General features: G+C 32.9%; 25 protein-coding genes. 17 read left to right on the top strand and 8 right to left on the bottom strand.

The features are described 5' to 3' along the window. Window positions 1–153: 153 nt before the first annotated feature. Genes BWZ22_RS07435 through BWZ22_RS07425 form a run of 3 tightly spaced genes read left to right on the top strand, consistent with a single transcriptional unit; the run spans window position 154 to window position 2,373 of the window. Window positions 154–720 (top strand): HAD family phosphatase, encoded by a 567-nt coding sequence (locus BWZ22_RS07435; RefSeq protein ID WP_083692230.1) that lies wholly within the window; start codon window positions 154–156, stop codon window positions 718–720. A gap of 2 nt (window positions 721–722) precedes the next feature. Further along, on the top strand, window positions 723–1,361 hold the full coding sequence (locus tag BWZ22_RS07430; protein ID WP_076699039.1) for a phosphoribosyltransferase: 639 nt from the start codon (window positions 723–725) through the stop codon (window positions 1,359–1,361). Window positions 1,362–1,383: 22 nt separating this feature from the next. Further along, window positions 1,384–2,373, top strand: a complete 990-nt coding sequence (locus BWZ22_RS07425; protein WP_076699037.1) for a DNA-processing protein DprA — start codon at window positions 1,384–1,386, stop codon at window positions 2,371–2,373. Window positions 2,374–2,533: 160 nt separating this feature from the next. Here BWZ22_RS07425 and BWZ22_RS07420 read toward each other — a convergent pair whose 3' ends face one another. From BWZ22_RS07420 to BWZ22_RS07395, 7 genes are all read right to left on the bottom strand, one after another. After that, complete coding sequence (locus tag BWZ22_RS07420; protein WP_076699036.1) at window positions 2,534–3,316, bottom strand: enoyl-CoA hydratase/isomerase family protein; 783 nt, start codon at window positions 3,314–3,316, stop codon at window positions 2,534–2,536. A 58-nt stretch (window positions 3,317–3,374) separates the two neighbouring features. Continuing rightward, window positions 3,375–4,859, bottom strand: coding sequence for an ATP-binding protein (locus tag BWZ22_RS07415; protein WP_076699034.1), 1,485 nt, complete (start codon window positions 4,857–4,859; stop codon window positions 3,375–3,377). A gap of 173 nt (window positions 4,860–5,032) precedes the next feature. Next, on the bottom strand, window positions 5,033–5,581 hold the full coding sequence (locus tag BWZ22_RS07410; RefSeq protein WP_076699033.1) for a CopD family protein: 549 nt from the start codon (window positions 5,579–5,581) through the stop codon (window positions 5,033–5,035). A 13-nt stretch (window positions 5,582–5,594) separates the two neighbouring features. Continuing rightward, window positions 5,595–6,935, bottom strand: coding sequence for an MATE family efflux transporter (locus BWZ22_RS07405; RefSeq protein ID WP_076699031.1), 1,341 nt, complete (start codon window positions 6,933–6,935; stop codon window positions 5,595–5,597). 15 nt (window positions 6,936–6,950) lie between these two features. Further along, entirely contained in the window at window positions 6,951–7,970 is a 1,020-nt protein-coding gene (gene hemH, locus BWZ22_RS07400; RefSeq protein ID WP_076699030.1) for a ferrochelatase, read from the bottom strand. 60 nt (window positions 7,971–8,030) lie between these two features. After that, entirely contained in the window at window positions 8,031–8,192 is a 162-nt protein-coding gene (locus BWZ22_RS16750) for a hypothetical protein (protein WP_198027662.1), read from the bottom strand. A gap of 87 nt (window positions 8,193–8,279) precedes the next feature. Continuing rightward, complete coding sequence (locus BWZ22_RS07395) at window positions 8,280–9,176, bottom strand: AraC family transcriptional regulator (protein ID WP_076699028.1); 897 nt, start codon at window positions 9,174–9,176, stop codon at window positions 8,280–8,282. Window positions 9,177–9,366: 190 nt separating this feature from the next. Here BWZ22_RS07395 and hemA point away from each other — a divergent pair, with 190 nt between their 5' ends. The 14 genes from hemA to BWZ22_RS07320 all read left to right on the top strand — a co-directional run bounded on the left by hemA (window position 9,367) and on the right by BWZ22_RS07320 (window position 23,120). Continuing rightward, window positions 9,367–10,632 (top strand): glutamyl-tRNA reductase, encoded by a 1,266-nt coding sequence (gene hemA / locus BWZ22_RS07390; protein ID WP_076699027.1) that lies wholly within the window; start codon window positions 9,367–9,369, stop codon window positions 10,630–10,632. Continuing rightward, a complete protein-coding gene (gene hemC / locus BWZ22_RS07385) occupies window positions 10,625–12,202 on the top strand; it encodes a hydroxymethylbilane synthase (RefSeq protein ID WP_076699025.1) in 1,578 nt (525 codons plus the stop codon). The genes hemA and hemC overlap by 8 nt, the downstream gene beginning before the upstream one ends. Window positions 12,203–12,422: 220 nt before the next feature. Beyond that, a complete protein-coding gene (hemE, locus tag BWZ22_RS07375; protein WP_076699024.1) occupies window positions 12,423–13,448 on the top strand; it encodes a uroporphyrinogen decarboxylase in 1,026 nt (341 codons plus the stop codon). 152 nt (window positions 13,449–13,600) lie between these two features. Beyond that, window positions 13,601–14,359, top strand: a complete 759-nt coding sequence (locus tag BWZ22_RS07370; RefSeq protein WP_076699022.1) for an EI24 domain-containing protein — start codon at window positions 13,601–13,603, stop codon at window positions 14,357–14,359. Further along, on the top strand, window positions 14,349–14,885 hold the full coding sequence (locus tag BWZ22_RS07365) for a GNAT family N-acetyltransferase (RefSeq protein ID WP_076699021.1): 537 nt from the start codon (window positions 14,349–14,351) through the stop codon (window positions 14,883–14,885). Before BWZ22_RS07370 ends, BWZ22_RS07365 begins: the two co-directional genes overlap by 11 nt. A gap of 8 nt (window positions 14,886–14,893) precedes the next feature. Next, window positions 14,894–15,577, top strand: coding sequence for a hypothetical protein (locus tag BWZ22_RS07360; protein ID WP_076699019.1), 684 nt, complete (start codon window positions 14,894–14,896; stop codon window positions 15,575–15,577). After that, window positions 15,577–16,479 carry an oxygen-dependent coproporphyrinogen oxidase gene (gene hemF, locus BWZ22_RS07355; protein ID WP_076699018.1) on the top strand — a complete coding sequence of 301 codons (903 nt, stop codon included), beginning with the start codon at window positions 15,577–15,579 and terminating at the stop codon, window positions 16,477–16,479. The genes BWZ22_RS07360 and hemF overlap by 1 nt, the downstream gene beginning before the upstream one ends. A gap of 3 nt (window positions 16,480–16,482) precedes the next feature. Beyond that, entirely contained in the window at window positions 16,483–16,848 is a 366-nt protein-coding gene (locus BWZ22_RS07350; RefSeq protein ID WP_076699016.1) for a YchJ family protein, read from the top strand. Between the two features lie 36 nt (window positions 16,849–16,884). Beyond that, complete coding sequence (hemB, locus tag BWZ22_RS07345) at window positions 16,885–17,874, top strand: porphobilinogen synthase (protein WP_076699015.1); 990 nt, start codon at window positions 16,885–16,887, stop codon at window positions 17,872–17,874. A 96-nt stretch (window positions 17,875–17,970) separates the two neighbouring features. Further along, window positions 17,971–19,056, top strand: a complete 1,086-nt coding sequence (locus tag BWZ22_RS07340) for a CNNM domain-containing protein (RefSeq protein WP_076699013.1) — start codon at window positions 17,971–17,973, stop codon at window positions 19,054–19,056. Beyond that, on the top strand, window positions 19,056–19,529 hold the full coding sequence (locus BWZ22_RS07335) for a methylated-DNA--[protein]-cysteine S-methyltransferase (protein ID WP_076699012.1): 474 nt from the start codon (window positions 19,056–19,058) through the stop codon (window positions 19,527–19,529). The genes BWZ22_RS07340 and BWZ22_RS07335 overlap by 1 nt, the downstream gene beginning before the upstream one ends. A gap of 57 nt (window positions 19,530–19,586) precedes the next feature. Next, window positions 19,587–20,738 carry a serine hydrolase gene (locus BWZ22_RS07330; protein ID WP_076699010.1) on the top strand — a complete coding sequence of 384 codons (1,152 nt, stop codon included), beginning with the start codon at window positions 19,587–19,589 and terminating at the stop codon, window positions 20,736–20,738. Further along, window positions 20,728–21,441: a 3'-5' exonuclease gene (locus tag BWZ22_RS07325; protein WP_076699009.1), complete on the top strand. Its 714-nt coding sequence runs from the start codon at window positions 20,728–20,730 to the stop codon at window positions 21,439–21,441. Before BWZ22_RS07330 ends, BWZ22_RS07325 begins: the two co-directional genes overlap by 11 nt. Continuing rightward, window positions 21,441–23,120: an ABC transporter ATP-binding protein gene (locus BWZ22_RS07320; protein WP_076699007.1), complete on the top strand. Its 1,680-nt coding sequence runs from the start codon at window positions 21,441–21,443 to the stop codon at window positions 23,118–23,120. Before BWZ22_RS07325 ends, BWZ22_RS07320 begins: the two co-directional genes overlap by 1 nt. Here the strand turns inward: BWZ22_RS07320 and BWZ22_RS16615 are convergent. Next, window positions 23,115–23,267 (bottom strand): hypothetical protein, encoded by a 153-nt coding sequence (locus BWZ22_RS16615; protein WP_157607934.1) that lies wholly within the window; start codon window positions 23,265–23,267, stop codon window positions 23,115–23,117. The two genes, BWZ22_RS07320 and BWZ22_RS16615, sit on opposite strands and share 6 nt — an antisense overlap. Between the last annotated feature and the right edge of the window lie 233 nt (window positions 23,268–23,500).

Raw genomic sequence — 23,500 nt, 5'->3', positions numbered from 1 at the left:
AAAGAATATACGGGTTATTAACAATTTGATTTTGTACACAAAGTTATTATATTCGTTTGAGTTTAGATATAAACCTTTGAAAAGTGTCTAACCTTTAAGTTAGGTGCAAATGTAACAGAAACAATAATAGCAAAGAAAGACAATCAACTAGACATGAATAAAATCATCACGCGGGACAAAGTCCTATTCTTTGATATGGATGGAACATTGGTTGACACGGACTACGCAAACTATCTATCTTTTAAAATGGCTGTTCAGTCTGTAATAAACCCCAAACAATTTCTTCCATTCAATCCAAATGAAAGGTTTAACCGAACAATTTTACAAAGAGAATTTCCAAATCTTAACAATAAAGAGTATCAAGAAATAATAGGACTAAAAGAAAAGTTGTACGCTGAAAATATCGGACAGACAAAGCTAATACCTTATGCAAATGAAGTTTTGAATAAGTTCTTTGAACTCAACACCACAGTTTTGGTGACAAATAGTAGAGAAAATAGAGCAATTATAACACTTAAGCAACACGGCTTGACTAACAAATTTAAATATAAAATATTTAGGAAGTCAATTGATAAAGACCAACATATCAATAAATTTGAAAACGCACTAAAAATGCTTGAATTAGAACCTCGAAAGATAATTGTATTCGAAAATGAACCATTTGAAATAGATGAAGCTGTTAAAGCAGGTATTCCTATTGAAAACATTATATCAGTTTAACTATGTGGAAATTTACAATTACACCGACAAAAGACCACAAAGGTAATTACTACTTGAAGAGAGAAGTACAAGCGTATTTTAATTCAAAATACTCAAGTGGTGCAGGACAATGGCGAGTCAAAGGTTCAATAGAAAATATTATTTGCACACTCAAAAACGACATTACCCCCTATACTGAAGATGTGCTTCAAAATGTAAGTGGTCAATTGGAAAATATACTAAAAAAAGATTTACCTCATGTTTTGAAAATATCAGGGAAGAATAGCCTTATTGTATGTGTAGTTCCTAGAGCTAAGGTAAATTACAACCCAAATCAACTTTATTTCAAAAAAACAGTTAGCACAGTAGCAAATCAATTGCCAGGTCTCATAGACGGAACAGAATATATAAAGCGGGTCAAAGATACCAAAACAACTCATAGAGCAAGAAGGGGGTACGGTGGTAATGGTGATATGCCATATCCAAATATTACAGTAAACACTTGTGACTTTTCAATAAATTTAAAAGGAAAAGACATTTTACTCATTGATGACCTTTACACACATTCAGTCAATATTGACGAAGACGCGATTCAAGCACTTTTTGATAAAGGAGCAAATTCTGTTATTTTTTACTCAATTGGTGCTAAACTAAATTTGTAAACTCAAAATCAATCAAAACAAGATGAAGTATACTGATAACGCAATTAATATAATAACCACAAAATCTTTTAAAGGCATAGGTAGAGCTTGGATAAACAAGAACCTGAAAGGCAATGAGAGTGTTGAATATATTGTCTCATTACTAAATACCAAATCAAAACAATTTGATTTAATAACGAATGAAGATTTTGAATTTGAAAAGAAGCAAGTCGTCAATCAAATTGAAAAATTAGAAGATAGCTGTGATGGAGTTGTTGCTATTGGTGACAAAGACTTTCCTAAACACAGAGGAACAGTTAAGGATAGTGAAAAACCTATTTTTCTATTCTATAAAGGAGATTTAAGCCTTTTAGACCTCGATAATGATTGTATTGCCGTAATAGGACTTTTAAATCCAGACGAAACAATCGAAAGTAGAGAGAGAAAAATAGTTGAAGAAATTGTAAAAAAGGATGTTACTATAGTTAGTGGGTTAGCATTTGGATGCGATAGTATAGCTCACAAGCAGGCATTAATTGGTGGTAAGACTGTAGCAATTTTACCTAGCCCACTTTCAAAGATATTGCCTGCTAGAAATAAGGCTTTGGCTTTTGAGATTTTTAAAGAAGGGGGATTATTGGTTACTGAATACTATGATGAGCATAAATCTGCAATGGATTTAAGTAGTCGATACAAAGACCGAGACAGATTACAAGCTCTTTTTTGTGATGCAATAATTTTGGCTGCAAGTTATGCTCAAGACTCTGCACAACGTTGGAAGATATTTGATCAAAAATTAGATAGTGGTGCAAGATTAGCGATGGGTTTTGCGAAAGATTACAATATTCCCCGAGCAGTAATGTATGACCAAAATGCTGATATAAAGAATCCAATGTTTGACTTAAACAGGCAATTAATTGTTGAACAGAAGGACATTACTATTTTAACCCAAAAGACATTACATAAAATGATTGATAAAATTAAATCAAGTAATAAAAGAAAAATAGAAATTCAAAGAGACCTTTTCGGATAGAACTAAAATGAAACATCAGCACTTAACAAAGTTTATAAAAAATAGGCGAAACAGTAATAAATTCAAGGTTATTGACTCGTGTCAAAATTCGTTCTTAACCGAAAGTGAATTTCGAATCTGCCCCAGTATCCATACACTAACCATTAAACGCTCCCAAAACCTACCTCCCAGGAAAATCAGCTTTTCGTTTTTCTAAAAAAGCGGTGGTACCTTCGGTAAAATCTTCGGTTCCAAAGCATTTACCAAAGCCTTTAATTTCTACCTCAAATCCGTTAACACCATCTTTACTGTTAGCATTAACCGCTTTTATAGCTTCTGCAATAGCCACAGACGAGTTTTGAGTTATTTTTTGGGCTATAGTTTCGCAAAATGGTAATAGTTCTTCTTGGGCAGTAACATTGTTTACTAAACCGTAGCTTAAGGCTTTATTAGCGTCTATCATGGTAGCTGTCATAATCATTTCTAAAGCGCGCCCTTTCCCAATTAACTGTGGTAAACGTTGGGTACCACCATACCCAGGAATAACGCCTAGAGACACTTCGGGTAAACCCATTTTGGCATTATTACTTGCTACTCTAAAATGGCAAGCCATGGCTAATTCTAACCCGCCACCTAAAGCAAACCCATTTACTGCAGCAATAACGGGTGTTGCCAAATTTTCTATATAATCAAATAAAATTTTATGTCCGTTAGCAGCCAAATGTTCACCTTCTTCTACACTAAAGTTTGCAAATTCACTAATATCGGCTCCGGCAACAAATGCTTTTTCACCACTTCCGGTTAAAATAATAACTTTAGTATTAGTATCTGAATTGGCTTCTTTAAATGCATTATGTAACTCTTGTATAGTTTCTTGGTTTAGGGCATTTAACTTTTTTGGCCTATTAATGGTTATTGTTGTAATACCGTTGTTATAGCTGGTTATTAAGTTATTGTAATTCATTTTATAAATTTTATATTTTTTGGCTTTCACTTAGGTTTTTAGTGACAGCTGTAATTAGTTATTCTTTTGGAAATACAACTTTAAAAGTTGTGCCTTTATTTTTTACAGATTCAAAAGTTATAGAGCCTTTGTACGTTTCTACAATATTTTTTACCATAGCTAAACCAAGCCCCATACCACTTGTTTTGGTAGTAAATTTAGGCTCAAAAACTTTTTCTTTATTTTCTTCTGAAACTCCAGAACCATTGTCTGCAATGGTAAGTACTACGTTATCACTTTTAGTGGTTACATGAATTGCTATGGTTGGGGTTTGATTTTCTGGCATTGCCTGAATACTGTTTTTTACCAAGTTGGTAACCACTCTTATTAATTGTGTGCGGTCAAATTTAGCTATAATTTCATCATAATCTGATGTAAATACTATGTAATCTTCATTAAAAATATCTAAGGCTAGTTTAACAATTTTAACCACATTAAGGGTTTCTCTTTGTTGTGCTGGCATTTTAGCAAAGTTTGAAAATGCCGATGCAATAGAACTCATAGTATCTATTTGCTGTATGAGTGTTTTGCTGTATTCATTTAGCTTAGAATGGATGTTTTCATCATTAGGGTCAAACTTTCTTTGAAAATTTTGCACTGTTAACCGCATGGGTGTTAGTGGGTTTTTAATTTCGTGCGCCACTTGTTTAGCCATTTCTCTCCAGGCTTGTTCGCGCTCACTTCTTGCTAATTGTACGGCACTATCTTCTAGCTCATCTATCATGCTGTTATAGGCATTTACAAGAATTGATATTTCTTCGCTAGTGTCATCTATTTCAATTTTTTTATTGCGTTTTTCTAGTCTTGTAGAAATAATTTTATCGCTAATAGTTTGTAATGATTTGGTGATAAATTTTGATAACCAGAAAGCAATAGCAATAGCCATTAACAATACTAACATGAATGCAAAAGCAATACGCTTTAAAAACTCTTGAAGTTCATTGGTAAGAAAATCATCTTTCTCTAAATAAGGCAGATTAATAATGGCTATGGCTTTAGATTTATTATCTGTTATAAACGAATAAGATGATTGAAATGTTTCTCCGTTTTCTTTATGTTTATCTACAAACCTATGTTCTGCATTATTAGAAAGATTATTAAGCTGAATGGTGTTATATATTGAATTTAGTATTTCTGCATTTAAACATTGGGCCGCTATATTATTTTGTAAACCTGCTTTTGATGATATTAGCAAATTGCCTTCTAAATCGTATAAATTAATTTGTAGTTTATGAATGTTGGCAATGTTAAATATTTCATCTTTAAAAATTAAGGGGAGATTTTCGGTTTTTACTTCCCAGGTATTATATCTGCCATTTAAAAACCGCTTTATATGGGCTTTAATATTTTGTTCTTTACGTATTAAACGTGCTGTATGATAATCTTCACTCTGTTCTTTATATTGGTATATAGCTACTGCCGAAATAAGTATAGAAGCCATTAACACCAACATTATCATTGCCAAAAAGATACGGGTACGTAAAGAGAACTTTTTTAATTTCATTTGCAATTTTAATGCATTAAATATAGCAATAATCGAACCAAAGAGCTAAGACTGATTTAAAAAACACATGTCTGTTTTTGCGTTTTTTGTGTTAGGGATTGAGTAATTGTTGGAGCTCCTTGAAAAGAGCGACTTACGAAAGCCCGACCCGACAGGGTAACACCCTAATAATTTTAAGCTTCTGGATTTTTTTCTCTAATGCGTTTATAAATTTTAAACCCAAGCATAATTAGCACCCCTAAAACTAGCATGCCTACAATACCCCAAATCCAATTTATACTGCTTTTTAAAATAACTAAAAAGATAACGGCAAACAGGATAAAGGTGGCGCCCTCATTCCAGATACGCATGTAACTAGATGTTTTTTTTACAACATCGTTTTGTAATTGTTTGTAGTATTTATGTGTTATTAGGTGATAAATAAATAGTAAAACAACAAAAGCTAGTTTTACATGCATCCAGGGCTGCTGCAACCAATAGGGGTTAATTATAAGCAACCAAATGGCAAAAATTGTACACAAAATGGCAGAGGGCCATGTAATAATATACCACAAACGTTTTGCCATTAGTTTTAGTTGTTTGCCCAAAATTTCTTTTTCTGGTGAGGGTTTATGAAAGGCTTCTATTTGATATACAAAAAGCCTGGGAATATAGAATAAACCTGCAAACCAGGTAATTACAAATATGAGATGAAATGATTTTATGTAGTTGTAATATTCCATGATTATTATGTTCTTAATATAAGGTTTTTCTAATTTCTTTATTTAAAAAATATGCTGTAACTATGGTAGAAAGTACATCGGCTATAGGAAATGATACCCAAACCCCAAACTCGCCATAAAAATTTGGTAGAAGAAAAATTAATGGAATAAAGAAAAACCCTTGTCTAGTTAATGTTAATAAAAGAGCCGATTTTGCTTTACCTATGGCCTGAAAGTAGGCTGCTCCTATTAGCTGAATGGCAATGATTGGTGTTGCAGCAAACACCCAACGCATTGCACTTGGTGTTTGACTTATTACTTCTGCATCTGTTGTAAATAGTTTTGTAATTAATGTAGGGAATATCATTAAAAACAAAAACACAATGGTTGCCAAAATAGAAGCATACTTTATAGCTGCATTTATACTTATTCTAACCCTAGTGTAATTTCCGGCACCGTAATTAAATCCTGCTATTGGTAAAAATCCTTGTGTAACACCTAAAACAGGAAACATAGCAAACATTAGCATACGGCCAACAATGGCATAAGCTGTAACCGATGTGGCGCCTCCTAAATTGAATAAAATATTATTCATGAGCAAATACGTTATGCTTACTACGGCTTGTCTTGAAAGCGTTACAAAACCAAGTGATGCTATTTCTTTTACAAGATTTAGATTTAAACCAAAATGCGATACATTTATTTTTAATTCTGAGTTTTTTGAAAGGAAAAACCATAAAAGGTAAAGAAATGAAAAGCCATAAGAAATTGTTGTTGCCCAAGCAGCTCCTTGCATACCCCAATCGAATAAATTTATAAAAAGATAGTCTAAAACTAAATTACCTACAGAAGGCATCATCATGGCATACATAGAGAATTTAGGTTTCCCTTCGGCACGGGCTACATTATTACCAACCATACTCATTGCAAGTATAGGCGTTCCGTAAAGTACAATACGGTAGTATATTTTGGCAGGTTCAAAAATAATTCCCTTGCCACCAAATGCAGGAACTATATCGTCTATAAACCACAAACCTAAAATTACTAAGGTTATGGTTAAAAGTAGGGTTAACGTAATTTGATTTCCAAAGGTTAAAAAAGCTTTATCTTTATCATGAGCCCCCATAGCTCTTGATATTATTGAAGAACCACCAATACCAATACTCATACCTAATGCCGCAATAAAAAATGTTACAGGAAGTACCACATTTATAGCAGCAATGGCTGTTGACCCTATCCAATGTCCTACAAAAATTGTATCAACAAGAATATTAAGAGACATTACTAAAATGCCTATTGATGCGGGTAATGCTTGCCTTACAAGCAGTTTGTTTATTGGTAATACTCCTAAATCTTCAGATTGTATTTTTGCCATTTACAATAATTACATTTAGGCTGTTACCCAATTATTAATCCATTTTGAAAGTAAATTTACAAAAGCAGCATCGTCATTTAAACAAGGAATGGTTGTAAACTCATTACCGCCCATTTCATGAAAAATTTCTTTGCCTTCCATGGCAATTTCTTCTAAAGTTTCAAGACAATCACTCACAAAAGCTGGGGTTACAATAGCCATATTTTTTAGACCTTGTTTGCCTAAACGTTCTATGGTTCTATCTGTATATGGTTGCAACCATGGGTCAAACCCTAAACGTGATTGAAAGGATGTTGAATATGTGCCTGCTTTTAACTGCAATTTTTCTGCCACCAATCTGGTAACTTCTAAACACTGGTGGCGATAACAAAACTCATGCGCTTTACTGGGCGTTTTACAACAGCTACCATCTATTTTACAATGTGATTTTGTTACATCGCTTTTTCTAATATGGCGTTCTGGTACACCATGATATGAAAACAGCAAATGTTCGTATTTTTTACCTTCTAAATGGTTTTTTATTGAATTTGAAAGTACTTCAATATAATCTGGTTTATTATAAAATGCTGGAACCGATTCTATTTTTAGATTAGGAAAATGCATTTCTTTAAGTTGTTCTGCCTTTACTAAAATAGTTTCGGTGGTTGCCATAGCAAATTGCGGATACAAAGGGAATAGTAAAACCTCATCAACACCTTTATCAACTAGCTCTTGCAAACCTTTTAATATGGTCATGCTACCATAACGCATAGCTAAAGCTACAGGAACATCAACTTGCTTTTGAATTTTATTTTGAAGTTGTTCTGATATTACAATAAGTGGAGAACCTTCCTCCCACCATATTTTTTTATAGGCTGCTGCCGATGCTTTGGGGCGGGTTTTTAAAATAATACCTCTAACTAATAATGCCCTTGCTGCATAGGGAATATCTATAACCCGTTCATCCATTAAAAACTCGCCTAAATATTTTTTTACATCTTTAGGTTCTGGACTATCTGGAGACCCTAAATTTACAAGTAAAACGCCTTTTTTCATGCTGTAAAAATACAACACAAATTCTTAACAAAAAGCTACAACTATAAATTTAAATTATAACTAGTCTTGTTCTTTCTTATAGAAAGTAGGTGGTTTTTTTTCAGAGTAATCACACTCTTGGAAAATTCCACATGAAGCGCTTTGTCTTACTAAAGATTTTTTATTAGTAAAACCATTATGAAGCTTGTACAACGCTTCAATTTCTGGTGTTAAAAATTTCATGACTTTGGGGTTTTAAGTTAACAAGACTTACACTCAAAAATATAAAAAAAAGCAGAATAATAAAAAACTTACATGTTGCAAAAAGGGTTAACTTAAAGACATTATATATTTTTTTGGTGTAGTGCCATACTTTTTCTTAAAGGCTGCAATAAAATGACTGGCAGTACTGTAGCCTACTTTAAGGCCTACTTCATTTACGTTATCATTTCCAGCTTCTAATAGTTTACGGGCTACTTCCATTTTATAATCAAATAAAAAACTAAAAACAGAATCGCCATAAATTTGTTTAAAGCCTTCTTTTAGCTTTTTTAAACTAAGCCCTATTTCATCAGCTAATTCTTGTAAACTAGGAGGTTCTGCCATTCTAGATACAATAATATCTTTTGCTTGCCTTATTTTAATAACGTTAGCTTCATCTACTAAAAAAGGACATTGTTCTATATCGGCATCTTCACTTCTGTTAAAGTATAAACTCAATAATTCATAAGCTTTTCCTTTAAAATAAATATGCTTAATAGAACTGTTTAAACTGTAATTGATAAGCTGGTTTAATACAATTGCCATTGATGGCGTTATTACACCATCTTTATAATATTTTTTATCCTTGTTATCATCATTTAAAAATGAGATATGATCGGCTTCTGATGAAAATAATCCGTGAAATTTTTTAATAGAAATTAAAATAGAAACAACCCAAGATTTTGGTTCTACGTATAGATTAATAGGAAGATCTCTTTGCGGATTATAGAGCAGTAAAGAACTTTCTTCTTGAATATCTAAAGCATATCGCCCTTGGTTAAACATAAACTTAGCAGCTCCTTTTACACAAAAATGAAATTGTATATAATCACTATCAATCTCTTTAGCAACACTTTGAGCGACACTTTTTTCGTTTTTAAAAGTTAAAACTAGAAAACCTTCATCAACATTTGTTTCTTGAAAAGTACTTTCAGCGATACTTTTTGCATCAATTTCTTTGTTCATTCTTTAGTCTTATTTAGATTCATTCTATATTACAACCCCCAAAACAGCCTATTTTACTGTAAAAGTATAACATTTAAACTTTTTATAAGTGAAATTCTATTAAAAAACTCGTAACGACACTAAAAGTTCTTTTAGCGTTATTTTTTTCAAGTTGAGGATTCTATTTTTGCTACTTGTAGTTAGGTACTAGATGCACAGATATAACATTTCAAGAAGTAAAAATTTTTACGCCATTGGTTTGAGTTATAAAAAAGCCGATGCCGTAATACGTGGTCATTTTAGTTTAAGTGATGACGCAAGACTTACATTATTACAACAAGCTAAAACAAATGAAATAGAAAGCTTGTTAGTAACTTCCACCTGCAACAGAACAGAAATTTATGGGTTTGCAGAACACCCATTTCAACTTATAAAACTACTTTGCGATAATACCAAAGGCACTGTTGATGAATTTCAAAAAGTGGCTTACGTTTACAAAAACAAAGAAGCTATTAGCCACATGTTTAAAGTAGGTTCTGGTTTAGATAGCCAAATTCTTGGTGATTTTGAAATTATAAGTCAACTTAAATCAAGCGCTATACTTTCAAAGAAAAACAATTTACTAAATCCTTTTATAGAACGTTTGGTTAATGCTGTTATTCAGGCTAGTAAACGCATTAAAACCGAAACCGAGTTATCATCTGGTGCTACCTCTGTATCTTTTGCATCGGTTCAATATATATTAAAGAGTATTGAAAATGTTTCAAACAAAAACATTTTACTTTTTGGTACGGGTAAAATAGGAAGAAACACTTGTGAAAACCTGGTAAAACACACCAAAAACGAACACATTACTTTAATTAACAGAACTAAAGATAAAGCCGAAAAAATTGCTGGTAAGTTCAATTTAGTAGTTAAAGATTACGCCAATTTACAGGAAGAAATTAGCAATTCTGATATCTTAATTGTTGCCACAGGTGCGCATAGACCAACAATTGACAAACACATTATTCAATCTGAAAAACCGCTTTTAATTCTAGATTTATCAATACCTAAAAATGTAGATGAAAATGTACAGGAATTAAACAATGTTACTTTAGTTCATTTAGATTATTTATCGCAAATAACAGATGAAACTTTAGAAAAAAGAAAAACATACATTCCTGAGGCCGAAGCCATTATAGAAGAGGTAAAAGCAGAATTTAACAGTTGGTTAGAAACTAGAAAATTTGCACCTACCATAAAGGCTTTAAAACACAAGCTTACAGATTTTGCTTCGGCAGAATTAGATACACAACGTAAAAAAATATCAAACTTTAACGAAGAGCAAGCAGAGTTAATTAGCAATAAAATCATTCAAAAAATAACCAATCATTTTGCGCATCATTTAAAAGATGATGGCATATCTACAGATGATAGTTTAGAACTGATAAAAAAAGTATTTCAGTTAGAAGAACCTCACAAAACAAATGTCTAAAATCATAAGAATTGGAACGCGCGATAGTGAATTAGCACTATGGCAAGCCAAAATTGTACAAAGTTTACTAGAAAAAGAAGGGCATAAAACCGAATTGGTACCTGTAAAATCTACAGGCGATTTAGTTCTAAACAAACCCCTTTACGAGTTAGGAATTACCGGCATTTTTACCAGAACCTTAGATATTGCCATGTTAAACCATGACATTGATATTGCGGTGCATTCGCTAAAAGATGTTCCTACCATACTACCAAAAGGCATTATACAAGCAGCTGTTTTAAAAAGAGGTAATGTTAACGACACACTTGTTTTTAAAGATAACGAAGAATTTTTAGGCGCTAAAGATGCTGTTATTGCCACCGGAAGTTTACGCCGTAAAGCGCAATGGCTTAACCGCTACCCAACACATACTGTTGTAGATTTAAGAGGTAATGTAAATTCAAGACTTCAAAAATTAAAAGACAATAATTGGAACGGTGCTATTTTTGCTGCCGCAGGCATTGGGCGTATAGGTGTTAGACCCGATGAAGCCATCAATTTAGATTGGATGGTTCCCGCACCTGCACAAGGTGCCATTATGGTTACTGCCTTAGAGGAAGACAATTTTATAAAAGAAGCTTGCGCTATTCTTAACCACGAAGAAACCGAAATTTGCACCACCATTGAGCGCGATTTTCTAAATAAATTAGAAGGCGGTTGTAGCGCTCCTATTGGAGCCCTAGCCTACATAAAAAACGAAGAGGTACATTTTAAAGGCGTATTGTTAAGTAAAGATGGTTCTAAAAAAATAGAAGTTACCAGAGTTGAACCTCTTGGAAAACACAATGATATTGCTACCTATGCTTCTAATTATATTATTGAACGTGGAGGAAAGCGTTTAATGGACGATTTTAAAAATGAAGGCAAACAAGCAAACGTCTATTCAACTAAATCTTTAACTGAAAACCAACGCTTACTGTTTAATGAAAAAGTATCGGTAAAAAGTTCAGATTTTATAAAAACAAAACCTAACAGAATTCATAAACAGCTTATAAAAGAAGAAATACAAAACGTAATTATTACCAGCAAAAATGCGGTTGATGCTTTATTGATAAATTTTTCGCACGAAGAATTAAAGTTTAAAAATATTTATTGTGTGGGGCGGCGTACCAAACGTCTTATTGAAAACAAAATTGGTAAAGTAACCCATTCTGAAAAAAATGCTAAAGCCTTAGCAAACTATTTAGTAGAATACATGGAAGGTACCGAAGTTACATACCTTTGTAGTAATTTAAGACTTGATGATTTACCAAGCATACTGGAAACCAATAATATTAAAGTAAACCTAGTTGAAGCATATCAAACCAAATTTGATGCTGTAAAGCTTGATGAATCTGTTGAAAGTGTGATGTTTTTCAGCCCTTCAACCGTAAAAAGTTACAAACAAAAAAACGATAAAGATGTCATTGCCTTTTGTATTGGAGAAACCACTGCAAAAGAAGCCAAAAAACATTTTAAAGAAGTAAAAATTGCTAAAGTGCCAACGGTAGAAAGTGTAATTGAGTTGGTAAATCAACACTACGTGTTATAGCCATTTGCCATTCGCCTTTAGCTTTTAGCTCCATACATCCTATAGTTAAAGGCTATTATAATAACTATATGAGAGATTTTAAAAAATTAGATATTTGGAAAAATGGAATAGAACTTGTAAAGCAGGTCTATCAGTTATCTGATAAACTTCCTTCTGAAGAAAAATTAAAAACAGTAATACTTTTTAGCTAACTGCTAAGAGCCAAAAGCCAAAAGCTAACATGATAAAAAACGATTTATTTTTAAAAGCATTAAAAGGTGAAACCGTAAACCGTCCGCCCGTGTGGATGATGCGTCAAGCAGGACGCTATTTACCAGAATTCATGGCCATTCGAGAGAAATACGATTTCTTTACACGTTGCCGTACACCTGAATTGGCAAGTGAAATTACCGTACAACCCATTCGTAGATTTGGTATGGATGCCGCTATTTTATTCAGTGATATTTTGGTAATTCCACAAGCCATGAACATTGAAGTGCAAATGAAACCCAATTTTGGCCCCTATTTACCCAATCCGGTGCGCACTCAAAAAGATGTTGATAACGTAATTGTACCAGACGTTACTGTAGAATTAGATTACGTTTATCAAGCCATAAAAGCCACTAAAGAATTACTAAACAATGACATTCCGCTAATTGGTTTTGCAGGTTCTCCGTGGACTATCTTGTGTTATTGCGTACAAGGCCAAGGCAGTAAAACCTTTGATAAGGCTAAAGAATTTTGCTTTACAAATCCCATTGCGGCACACCAAATGCTTCAAAAAATTACCGATACCACCATTGCCTACCTAAAAGAAAAAGTAAAAGCAGGCGTAAATGCCGTACAGGTTTTCGATTCTTGGGGAGGCATGTTATCTCCTACCGATTATCAAGAATTCTCATGGCAATACATCAATCAAATTATTGAAGCTTTAAAAGATGATGCTCCCGTAATTGCCTTTGGTAAAGGATGCTGGTTTGCGCTTAACGATATGGCAAAAAGTAACGCTGCAGCACTTGGTGTAGATTGGACCTGTTCACCACAAAACGCCAGATATTTAACTGGCGGAAACATAACTTTACAAGGTAATTTCGATCCTTCACGCCTACTATCGCCTCCAACCGATATTAAACGTATGGTACACCAAATGATTGATGCCTTTGGTAAAGACAAATACATTGTAAATCTAGGTCATGGCATTCTACCAAACATTCCTGTAGATCATGCCAAAGCCTTTATAGATGCTGTAAAAGAATACGGAAATTAAAATATTTTGGGCGTTACCTACTTTTTAGTGTAACATTAGGTTTTAAAAATCTACTTATTGCAATAAAAAGTAGGTCGGGCTTTCGGCAGTCGCTCCTTCCTTCGTCAGGGAGCTTCAACAAATGCCTCAATCCCTAACGCAATAATAACGTCATGATTAAAAACATCATTTCAGCAATTAAAGCTTACTTCGGGGCTTTTAGCTTAATTTCAAAACTAAAACTTTGGAAGTTTTTTGCAGTACCCATGCTTATCAGTCTTGTAACTGCCATAGCCATTTTTGGTACTGCCTATGGCTTATCAGACAATATTGGTGCCTTCATTTCTAAAATCTGGATTTGGGATTGGGGCCATGAAACCTTTGCCGCTATTAGTAATGTTATTGGCGGTTTAATTGTAGTAGTCATTGGACTTATTCTGTTTAAACACATCATTATGGCACTTTCGGCGCCATTTATGAGTCCCGTTTCAGAAAAAATTGAAGCGCATTTAACCAGCACCAAACCACACTCGCATAGAAATACATCATTTATTCAACAACTTTGGCGCGGTATTAAAATAAATGTTAGAAATTTATTTATGGAGCTGCTTTTAACCATTCCTATTTTACTACTAAAGTTTATTCCTGTAGTAAATATATTTTCTACCATTTTATTGTTTATGGTGCAAGCCTATTACGCTGGTTTTGGTAATATGGATTATACTTTAGAGCGCCATTTTCAGTATAAAAAAAGCCTGCAATTTGTTAGGCAGCGTCGTGGACTTGCTATTGGTAATGGTGTTGTTTTTCTGTTGCTTTTATTAATCCCCGTAGTTGGTGTTATTTTGGTATTACCTCTATCTGTTACTGCTGCTTCTGTAAAAACGGTAGAAACTTTAAACGCAGAAAACAAACCTCAGCATGTTGTTTAATTCTAATAGATTTAAAATAGAACCCATTCAAACTAAAGACTCTTGGGGCATTTGCAATTTCGTAGTAGCAAACGAAGACCGCTTAAAACGTTATTTTCCAAAAACTTTAGCACAAAATTTAAATCCAGAGCTGTCTAAACTATTTGTTGATAAAAAAGTTAAGGAGTTTGAAAACAAAGAAGAATTTTTATTTACCATAAAACCAAAAGATTCTAACAAAATAATTGGCCTCATCTATTTAAAAGAAATTGATTGGCATTCAAAACAAGGCGAATTAGCTTATGCCATAGATTATGATTTTGAAGGTAAAGGCATCATCACAAAAGCGGTAAATTATTTATCACAATTTGCTTTTCAAAACCTAAAACTCAAAACACTTCAAATTATAGTTCATAATACCAATTTAGGCAGTATTAAAGTTGCTGAAAATTGTAATTTTACTTGTATAAAAACTTTAGAAAAAGAATATACGCCACCAAATGAAGCGCCTTTAAATATGGAACTTTACGAATTATATAAGCCCTAACCTACAAAATGAATATTATTGAAAAATACGACAAACCTTTTCAATTTGGTGCTTTAGCATTAAACCTGTTAATGGCATATCAATTTCTTACGCTTTGGTACCAACCCACTCCTTTTGATGTAGAAAAAATTACATCATTTATAGGGCTCATGATTTTTGAGTTTATTATGGTACACTCTGGTATTTTTATGGCTGCAATGCCTAAAAAAATCTCACTTTTTGTATTTGTGCCCTTTTATGGTCTTTTTGCTTTAGTTTTTAATAGTTTTACCAACGATAATTCTATTTTAATACTCTATTGTATTGTTGTTTTTAATCGTATGCGATTTGCCTTTTCCGATGTATCATCACATGTAAAAGGAAGAATTCTATTTAATGCCATTCTATCAATGATGGTTTATTTTGTTTTAATTTTTGTTGTTTTAATTTTTCAATCACTTATACCTAAACTAGGTTTAACAACCGAATTCTTAAACAATACCAACTTTTTTGAAAACATAGATGCCAGCGGAGAGTTTATAGAAAAGCCACATGTTACCATGTGCTTTGGTTTTTTATATTACATTGGTCTTTCTTTAGTTGAAGCCTATTTTTTAAATAAAAAACCGCCACAACAAACCGTTAAAAAATTAAAAACAATAAAAAGTTTAAACACTTATAAAGCTTTTAAAAACAAAGAACGTTTTAGATAATGAAAAACAAATTCTATAAATATATACAAGATTTACAAGATACCATTACTTCTAAATTAGAAGCCATAGACGGTAAAGCCAAATTTCAAGAAGATCTTTGGAAACGACCCGAAGGTGGCGGCGGACGCACACGTGTTATCCAAAACGGCAATGTGTTTGAAAAAGGCGGCGTTAACATTTCTGGGGTTCACGGTAAACTTCCAGATTCTATGCAAAAATATTTTGGTGTAGAAGATGCCGATTTTTTTGCCTGTGGTTTAAGCTTAGTGCTTCACCCTAAAAATCCTATGGTGCCAACTGTACACGCTAACTGGCGTTATTTTGAAATGTATGATAAAGACGGTAATATTGTTGATCAATGGTTTGGGGGCGGACAAGACTTAACACCGTATTATTTATTTGAAGAAGACGCTAAACACTTTCACCAAACGTGTAAAACAGCTTGCGATAAGCACAATGCAGAATTTTACCCTAAATACAAAGCACGTTGCGATGAATATTTTTATAATACTCACCGTAATGAAGCCAGAGGTATTGGTGGCTTGTTTTTCGATTATTGCAAAGCCACCAACAATATGACCATGGAAAACTGGTACAATTTTGTAACCGAAGTTGGTGATAGCTTCCTTAATGCTTATGTTCCTATTGTTGAAAAACGCAAAGATTTACCCTATACGCAAGACCACCGTAATTGGCAAGAAATTCGTAGAGGGCGGTATGTAGAGTTTAATTTAGTACATGATAAAGGGACGCTTTTTGGACTAAAAACAAACGGACGCATTGAAAGTATTTTAATGAGTTTACCTCCGCATGTACAGTGGGTGTATGATCATCACCCTAAAGCTGGAAGTGACGAAGCTAAATTATTAGACGTTTTAAAAAATCCTAAAAACTGGGTATAATTTATGAATTGCTATTGCGGATCACAAAAATTGTATAAAGAGTGCTGCGAAATCTTTCATAAAAATGGAGGTAAAACAGAAACTGCAGAACAACTAATGCGATCAAGATATTCTGCTTTTGTATTAGCAAATGGTAATTATCTAATGCAAACACATCATAAAAGTACACGACCTATAAAAGACAAGAAAAATATCGAAAAATGGGCAAAATCTGTTCAATGGTTAAAATTAGAAGTCTTAGAAACTACTGCAGATACAGTAAAATTTAATGCCTACTTTTTTGAAAACGGAAAACCTGATGTTATCCACGAAAATTCTAAATTTGTAAAAGAAAATAATCGTTGGTATTACCTAGGTTTTGCAAAATAAATCATTTAAGCTAAACCCTTAAAAAAACACAATTACATGTATCCTTTAAAAAGAAATAGAAGATTAAGAACCAACGAGGCTATTCGTAGTTTAGTTCGTGAAACAGCAATAACACCAAACGATTTTTTAGTACCACTTTTTGTGGTAGAAGGTAAAGGTGTAAAAGATGAAATTCCATCAATGCCCAACTACTTTCGTTATAGTTTAGATTTACTAGAAAACGAAGTAAAAGAATTATGGCGTTTAGGTTTAAAAGCCGTACTTCTTTTTGTAAAAGTACCCGATAATTTAAAAGACAATAAAGGTACCGAAGCTATAAACCCAAACGGACTCATGCAACGCGCCATAAAAACCGTAAAAAATGCCTGCCCCGACATGTTGGTTATGACTGATGTGGCGCTAGACCCCTATTCATCTGTTGGTCATGACGGTATTGTACAAAACGGTATGATTATCAACGATGAATCTGCTGAAGTTCTAGCAAAAATGGCGTTAACACATGCTCAAGCTGGAGCTGATTTTGTTGCACCAAGTGATATGAATGATGGAAGAACACTTCAAATTCGTCAATTACTAGAACAAGAAGGTTTTAAAAATACAGGTATTATGGCATATACCGCCAAATATGCCTCGTCGTTTTATGGTCCTTTTCGTGATGCACTCGATTCTGCTCCTGTTGATTTAGTAAATGTTCCTAAAGACAAAAAAACCTACCAAATGGATTTTGGTAACAGATTAGAAGCTGTTCGTGAAACTTTAATTGATATAGAAGAAGGCGCAGATATTGTTATGGTAAAACCAGGGCTTTCTTATTTAGATATTTTAAGAGAAATTAAAAATGAAGTGAATGTTCCTGTTGCAGTATACCAAGTCTCTGGTGAATATGCCATGATTAAAGCTGCGGCCGAAAAAGGTTGGTTAAACCATGACCAAGTTATAATGGAAACTACTATGGCTTTTAAACGTGCTGGAGCAGATATTATAACCTCCTATTTTGCAAAAGATGTAGTTAAGTTAATTCAATAATTCAAATTTTCATTGTCTCCCTAAGCAAAGTTGAAGGGTTACTAAATATGTTGTAAAATTGATTTCGTAAATTAGCATTTAACAAAAACCTATTTAATGAGCGCACTATTTTTTTGGGCAACCATCTCCATTTTCTTTTCGTTTTTATGTTCCATTCTAGAAGCTGTGTTACTAAGCGTTACTCCAACCTTTATTAATGTAAAAAAACAAGAAGGAAAAGACTATGCAGTAACCTTAGAAGAATTAAAAAAAGACGTAGACAAACCTCTAATTGCAATTCTTACGCTTAATACTATTGCACATACTTTAGGCGCTATGATGGTTGGTATTGAAGCCGAAAAACTGCCTTATAAAATTGAAATTTGGGGTATTAATACCGTTGGTATTGTATCTGCAATAATGACATTTTTAATTCTAGTAGCGTCTGAAATCATACCAAAAACTATAGGTGCAACTTACTGGAAAGGGCTGTCTAATTTTGCTTCAAAAGCATTAACCATTATGATTTTCCCTTTAAAATGGACAGGTATTTTATGGTTTTTACAGCTTACCACAAAACTTATTGGTGGTAAAGGTCATGGCAGTGTATTAAGTAGAGAAGGTTTTATGGCTATGACCGAAATTGCCCATGAAGAAGGTGTATTTCAGGAATCTGAAAGCAAGGTCATTAAAAACCTATTAACTTTTAAAGAAGTTAAAGCAAAAGATATCATGACCCCTAGAACGGTTATGAAAACTGAAGATGAAGACACTACTATAGAAGATTTTTTTAAAAGAAATTTAAACATTCGATTTTCCAGAATTCCTGTTTATACAAATGATTCAGACAATATTACAGGATTGGTTTTAAAAGATGAAATCTTCAAAGAAATGGCTTTAGATAATAACGGTAAAAAGTTATCAGAAATAAAGCGAAACATTATAGTTGTAAACAGAAGTCTAGCTATTCCTACCCTTTTTGAAAAACTAGTTGAAAGCAGAAATCATATGGCTTTAGTGGTAGATGAGTACGGTTCTGTTAGTGGTTTGGTAACTATGGAAGATGTTATTGAAACCCTACTTGGTTTAGAAATTATGGACGAAAGCGATAACGTTTCTAATCTACAACTCCTTGCAAGAAAAAGTTGGGAAGCCCGAGCCAAAAAACTTGGCATTATAGAAGAAGACAACCCCGAAGAGTAATGGAATCTTGCATCATTAAATCGCCATTAGGTTTTACCAAAATAACTGGTGATGATGAAGGTATACAATCTGTAACCGTATTAAATTCCGAAGAAAAAATCACAGACATTATTCCTATTGAGTTAGAAGATTGTGTTATTCAATTACAAGAATATTTTGAAGGTTCAAGAAAACAATTCCAATTAAAACTCAATTTGCAAGGAACCAATTTTCAAAAGAAAGTGTGGGAACAACTAAAGCAAATTCCATACGGAAAAACACTATCATATTTAGAACTTTCAAAACAATTAGGCGATATAAAAGCTATTAGAGCTGTGGCTAATGCCAATGGTAAAAATCCAATCTGGATTATCATCCCCTGTCACCGTATTATTGGTTCTAATGGAAGCTTAACAGGATACGCAGGTGGCTTACACCGTAAAAAATGGCTGCTAGAGCATGAAAGCCCATACAAACAGCAATCCCTCTTTTAGAGTTTCTTAAAGTATAGAATTTTCTTATATTTAGTTTCTACAAATAAACATTATACTATGAATTTTTTTAAAAAGCTTGTTAAGTGGCTTATCGCAATTATTGCTATTCTAATCATTTTACTTTACGTTTTTGATTACGGATACATTATTAGAGGTGCAAAAATTGTGTATTTCACCGGTCATAAAACAGCTTTTATTGATGACTATCCTTATTTTGAAAACGATACCATAAAAAAAGGATTGCAAGTTGATGAATGGCCAATTCATAAAAACTATAATAGCAAAGAACCCACAGAAAAACTCAGCAAAGTAAATCAAGATTGGGGCACCATTGCTTATGTTATTATAAAAAACGATAGTATTTGGTTTGAGAAATATTACGATGGCTTTAGTAACACCTCTAAAACCAACTCGTTTTCTATGGCTAAAAGTATAACCTCTGCTTTATTAGGAAAAGCCATTATGGATGGTTACATAAAAAGCCTAGACCAACCCATTAGCGACTTTTACCCACAATACAGTTATGCTAAAACCACCGTTGGCGATTTATCATCAATGGCATCTGGTTTAGATTGGGTAGAACATTACACAAGTCCTTTTTCGGTAACAGCAAGAGCTAATTATGACGACGATTTAGCCGAAACCATACTAAACCAAAAAGTAGTAAAAACACCTGGAAAATCTTTTGAATATTTAAGCGGAAGCACACAATTATTGGGTATGATTATACAAAAGGCTACAGGTAAAAGTTTATCTAATTACTTATCTGAAAGCTTTTGGAAACCTATGGGAGCTGCTAATGATGCGTTTTGGCAACTAGACGATAAAAATAACCGATTAGCAAAAGCTTTTTGCTGCATTTCAAGTAATGCTAGAGACTTTGCGCGTTTTGGTAAACTATACAAAGACAACGGAAAATGGAATGGTAAACAACTTCTAGACTCTGCTTTTGTTAAAAAAAGTATTACGCCTCGTTTTAAAGAAAGTCCAGAATACGGCTATGGCTGGTGGTTAAAAGATGTTGGCAAAAAACACTTTTTTATGATGCGTGGTCACCTAGGGCAATATGTTATTGTAGAACCAAACGATAATGTTATTATTGTTCGTTTAGGTCATAAAAAATCTCCCGACGAAGGTGTTGGCAAATTTACAAATGATATTACTGTTTATATTGAAGAAGCTTATAAAATGTTAGAATATGATCTCTAAATTAAATTTAGAAAACATATTGTTTTTAGATATTGAAACGGTTCCAGAGCAACAATACTTTTCTGATTTAGATGAAGATAAACAAGCGCTTTGGGAGAGTAAATCTCAATACCAAAGAAAAGATGAATTTACTGCCGAAGAGTTTTACAACCGAGCTGGAATTTGGGCAGAATTTGGAAAAATAGTTTGTATTTCTGTAGGCTATTTTAACTTTCAAGGTGAGCTTAGAAAATTTAGAGTTACCTCTTTTTATGGCGATGAGATTACCATTTTAAACGATTTCAAAAATTTATTAACCACACACTTTAATCAGGCCAAACATTTATTGTGCGCCCATAACGGTAAAGAATTCGACTTTCCTTATATTGCTCGACGTATGATTATCAATAATATTGAGTTACCTTATAAATTGAACCTTTTTGGCAAAAAACCTTGGGAAGTACCACACCTTGATACTTTAGAGTTATGGAAATTTGGTGATTATAAAAACTACACCTCTTTAAAATTACTTACCAATGTTTTGGGCATACCTTCACCAAAAGATGATATTGATGGTAGTGAAGTGTATAACGTTTATTATGAAGAAAACAACATAGATAGAATCATTCAATATTGCGAAAAAGACACCATAGCAGTTGCTCAAATTTTTTTAAGATTACGTGGTGATGACATTTTAAATGACGATGAAATTATTCATATTTAATGCATAAAAAACCTATTTTAACAGTTAAAGATTTAACCATTTCATTTGGTAATAATGAAGTTATTCACAACATTTCGTATCATTTAAATAAAAACGAAATTCTTGGCATTGTTGGTGAATCTGGTTCTGGTAAATCTGTATCTTCTTTAGCTATTCTTGGGTTACTTCCTAAAAATATTTCCAAAATTTCATCTGGAAGTATTGTTTACAACAACTTAAATTTAACAACGCTTTCATCTAAAAAATATCAAAACATTCGGGGCAATAAAATAAGTATGATTTTCCAGGAGCCCATGAGCTCTTTAAACCCGTCTATGACCTGTGGTAAACAAGTTGAAGAAATATTATTTCAGCATACAAACTTATCAAAACCTGAAGTTAAGGCAGAAGTTATTTCACTATTTGAAAAAGTAAAACTTCCAGAACCTCAGCGCGTGTTTAAATCGTATCCGCATGAAATTTCGGGCGGACAAAAACAACGTGTTATGATAGCCATGGCCATTGCTTGTAAACCCGATATTTTAATTGCTGACGAACCTACCACAGCTTTAGATGTTACCGTACAAAAAGACATTATAAAACTGCTTAAAACGCTTCAAGAAGAAACTAAAATGAGTGTTATTTTTATAACGCACGATTTGGCACTAATTTCAGAAATAGCAGATAGGGTTTTAGTAATGTATAAAGGTAATATTGTAGAGCAAGGTATGGTTTCTAATATCTTTAAATCGCCTAAGCACAATTACACAAAAGCACTTATTAATTCCCGTCCTTCTTTAGATGTTAGATTAAAAGTACTCCCTACAATTCAAGACTATTTAAACGATACTATTTCAACAGAAATAATAAGTAACGAACAACGAAAGCTTCAACATAAAAACATATACAGTAAGCCACCTTTATTAGAGGTTATAAATGTTGAAAAAACATATTTTTCAAAATCAGGTTGGTTTACAAAACCAAAAGCTTTTAAAGCTGTAAATAATATAAGTTTTAAACTTTATGAGGGTGAAACTTTAGGATTGGTTGGTGAGTCTGGTTGCGGGAAATCTACTTTAGGAAATGCCATTCTACAATTAGATAAAGCAACGGCTGGACAAATTTTATATAACGGTGTTGATATTACAAAACTTTCAAAAACAGAGATAAAAAAGCTTAGAAAAGACATTCAAATTATATTTCAAGACCCCTATTCTTCATTAAACCCAAGAATTCCTGTTGGCGAAGCTATAATGGAGCCTATGCAGGTTCATAACCTTTTTAATTCTGATAAAGAACGAAAAGAAAAAGTTGTTGAAATATTAAATAAAGTGGGCTTATCTGAAGATTATTTTAACCGTTATGCGCATGAGTTTTCGGGTGGTCAACGCCAACGTATTGGTATTGCTAGAACTATTGCGCTGCAACCTAAACTAATTGTTTGCGATGAATCTGTTTCTGCTTTAGATATATCAGTTCAAGCGCAAGTTTTAAATCTGCTAAATGAGCTTAAAGAAGATTTTGGTTTTACTTATATATTTATTTCACACGACCTAGCAGTTGTAAAATATATGAGCGACCAATTATTGGTTATGAATCAAGGACAAATTGAAGAATTAGATGATGCCGATACCATTTACAACACCCCTAAAAAAGACTACACTAAAAAATTAATTCATGCTATACCCAAAGGGTTATAGCATGAATATTTTCTTAGTTAAATACAGCAAACTTTTAAAAAACCTAATGTTTTCTTGAAGGGTTTCTTTTAATTTACTTTCATTAAAAGGTATTTGTTCCTCTTCACTAGTTTCAACTGTAGGCAATTCAGGTAGATTTGGTTCCATATTTGTGTAGGTTAAGTTCATGGTAGATTTGGAATAATCTATTAAAAATTTGGTTTATTTGGGGACAGCTAATATCGTAACATTTTTTATTTTATTCGACTAAACTCTAATTAAATCGTTGAAATGCATTTTATTTTAACATTTGTAATACAAATTATCTAATGCTTATAAAAATCTACTCTTCAAAACTATCTTATCAAAAGTTTTAATATTTATCTTTGAGAATAGAAACA

This window comes from Seonamhaeicola sp. S2-3, from assembly GCF_001971785.1.
GTDB lineage: Bacteria > Bacteroidota > Bacteroidia > Flavobacteriales > Flavobacteriaceae > Seonamhaeicola.
The sequence above is the reverse complement of the archived record's forward strand: the minus strand, read 5'-3'. Positions and strand labels throughout refer to the sequence as shown.

Bases quoted from the DNA above. Each gene is read 5' to 3' on its own strand.
- BWZ22_RS07435 (WP_083692230.1), top strand. From the start codon at position 154: ATGAATAAAATCATCACGCGGGACAAAGTCCTATTCTTTGATATGGAT.
- BWZ22_RS07430 (WP_076699039.1), top strand. From the start codon at position 723: ATGTGGAAATTTACAATTACACCGACAAAAGACCACAAAGGTAATTAC.
- BWZ22_RS07425 (WP_076699037.1), top strand. From the start codon at position 1,384: ATGAAGTATACTGATAACGCAATTAATATAATAACCACAAAATCTTTT.
- BWZ22_RS07420 (WP_076699036.1), bottom strand. From the start codon at position 3,316: ATGAATTACAATAACTTAATAACCAGCTATAACAACGGTATTACAACA.
- BWZ22_RS07415 (WP_076699034.1), bottom strand. From the start codon at position 4,859: ATGAAATTAAAAAAGTTCTCTTTACGTACCCGTATCTTTTTGGCAATG.
- BWZ22_RS07410 (WP_076699033.1), bottom strand. From the start codon at position 5,581: ATGGAATATTACAACTACATAAAATCATTTCATCTCATATTTGTAATT.
- BWZ22_RS07405 (WP_076699031.1), bottom strand. From the start codon at position 6,935: ATGGCAAAAATACAATCTGAAGATTTAGGAGTATTACCAATAAACAAA.
- hemH (WP_076699030.1), bottom strand. From the start codon at position 7,970: ATGAAAAAAGGCGTTTTACTTGTAAATTTAGGGTCTCCAGATAGTCCA.
- BWZ22_RS16750 (WP_198027662.1), bottom strand. From the start codon at position 8,192: ATGAAATTTTTAACACCAGAAATTGAAGCGTTGTACAAGCTTCATAAT.
- BWZ22_RS07395 (WP_076699028.1), bottom strand. From the start codon at position 9,176: ATGAACAAAGAAATTGATGCAAAAAGTATCGCTGAAAGTACTTTTCAA.
- hemA (WP_076699027.1), top strand. From the start codon at position 9,367: ATGCACAGATATAACATTTCAAGAAGTAAAAATTTTTACGCCATTGGT.
- hemC (WP_076699025.1), top strand. From the start codon at position 10,625: ATGTCTAAAATCATAAGAATTGGAACGCGCGATAGTGAATTAGCACTA.
- hemE (WP_076699024.1), top strand. From the start codon at position 12,423: ATGATAAAAAACGATTTATTTTTAAAAGCATTAAAAGGTGAAACCGTA.
- BWZ22_RS07370 (WP_076699022.1), top strand. From the start codon at position 13,601: ATGATTAAAAACATCATTTCAGCAATTAAAGCTTACTTCGGGGCTTTT.
- BWZ22_RS07365 (WP_076699021.1), top strand. From the start codon at position 14,349: ATGTTGTTTAATTCTAATAGATTTAAAATAGAACCCATTCAAACTAAA.
- BWZ22_RS07360 (WP_076699019.1), top strand. From the start codon at position 14,894: ATGAATATTATTGAAAAATACGACAAACCTTTTCAATTTGGTGCTTTA.
- hemF (WP_076699018.1), top strand. From the start codon at position 15,577: ATGAAAAACAAATTCTATAAATATATACAAGATTTACAAGATACCATT.
- BWZ22_RS07350 (WP_076699016.1), top strand. From the start codon at position 16,483: ATGAATTGCTATTGCGGATCACAAAAATTGTATAAAGAGTGCTGCGAA.
- hemB (WP_076699015.1), top strand. From the start codon at position 16,885: ATGTATCCTTTAAAAAGAAATAGAAGATTAAGAACCAACGAGGCTATT.
- BWZ22_RS07340 (WP_076699013.1), top strand. From the start codon at position 17,971: ATGAGCGCACTATTTTTTTGGGCAACCATCTCCATTTTCTTTTCGTTT.
- BWZ22_RS07335 (WP_076699012.1), top strand. From the start codon at position 19,056: ATGGAATCTTGCATCATTAAATCGCCATTAGGTTTTACCAAAATAACT.
- BWZ22_RS07330 (WP_076699010.1), top strand. From the start codon at position 19,587: ATGAATTTTTTTAAAAAGCTTGTTAAGTGGCTTATCGCAATTATTGCT.
- BWZ22_RS07325 (WP_076699009.1), top strand. From the start codon at position 20,728: ATGATCTCTAAATTAAATTTAGAAAACATATTGTTTTTAGATATTGAA.
- BWZ22_RS07320 (WP_076699007.1), top strand. From the start codon at position 21,441: ATGCATAAAAAACCTATTTTAACAGTTAAAGATTTAACCATTTCATTT.
- BWZ22_RS16615 (WP_157607934.1), bottom strand. From the start codon at position 23,267: ATGGAACCAAATCTACCTGAATTGCCTACAGTTGAAACTAGTGAAGAG.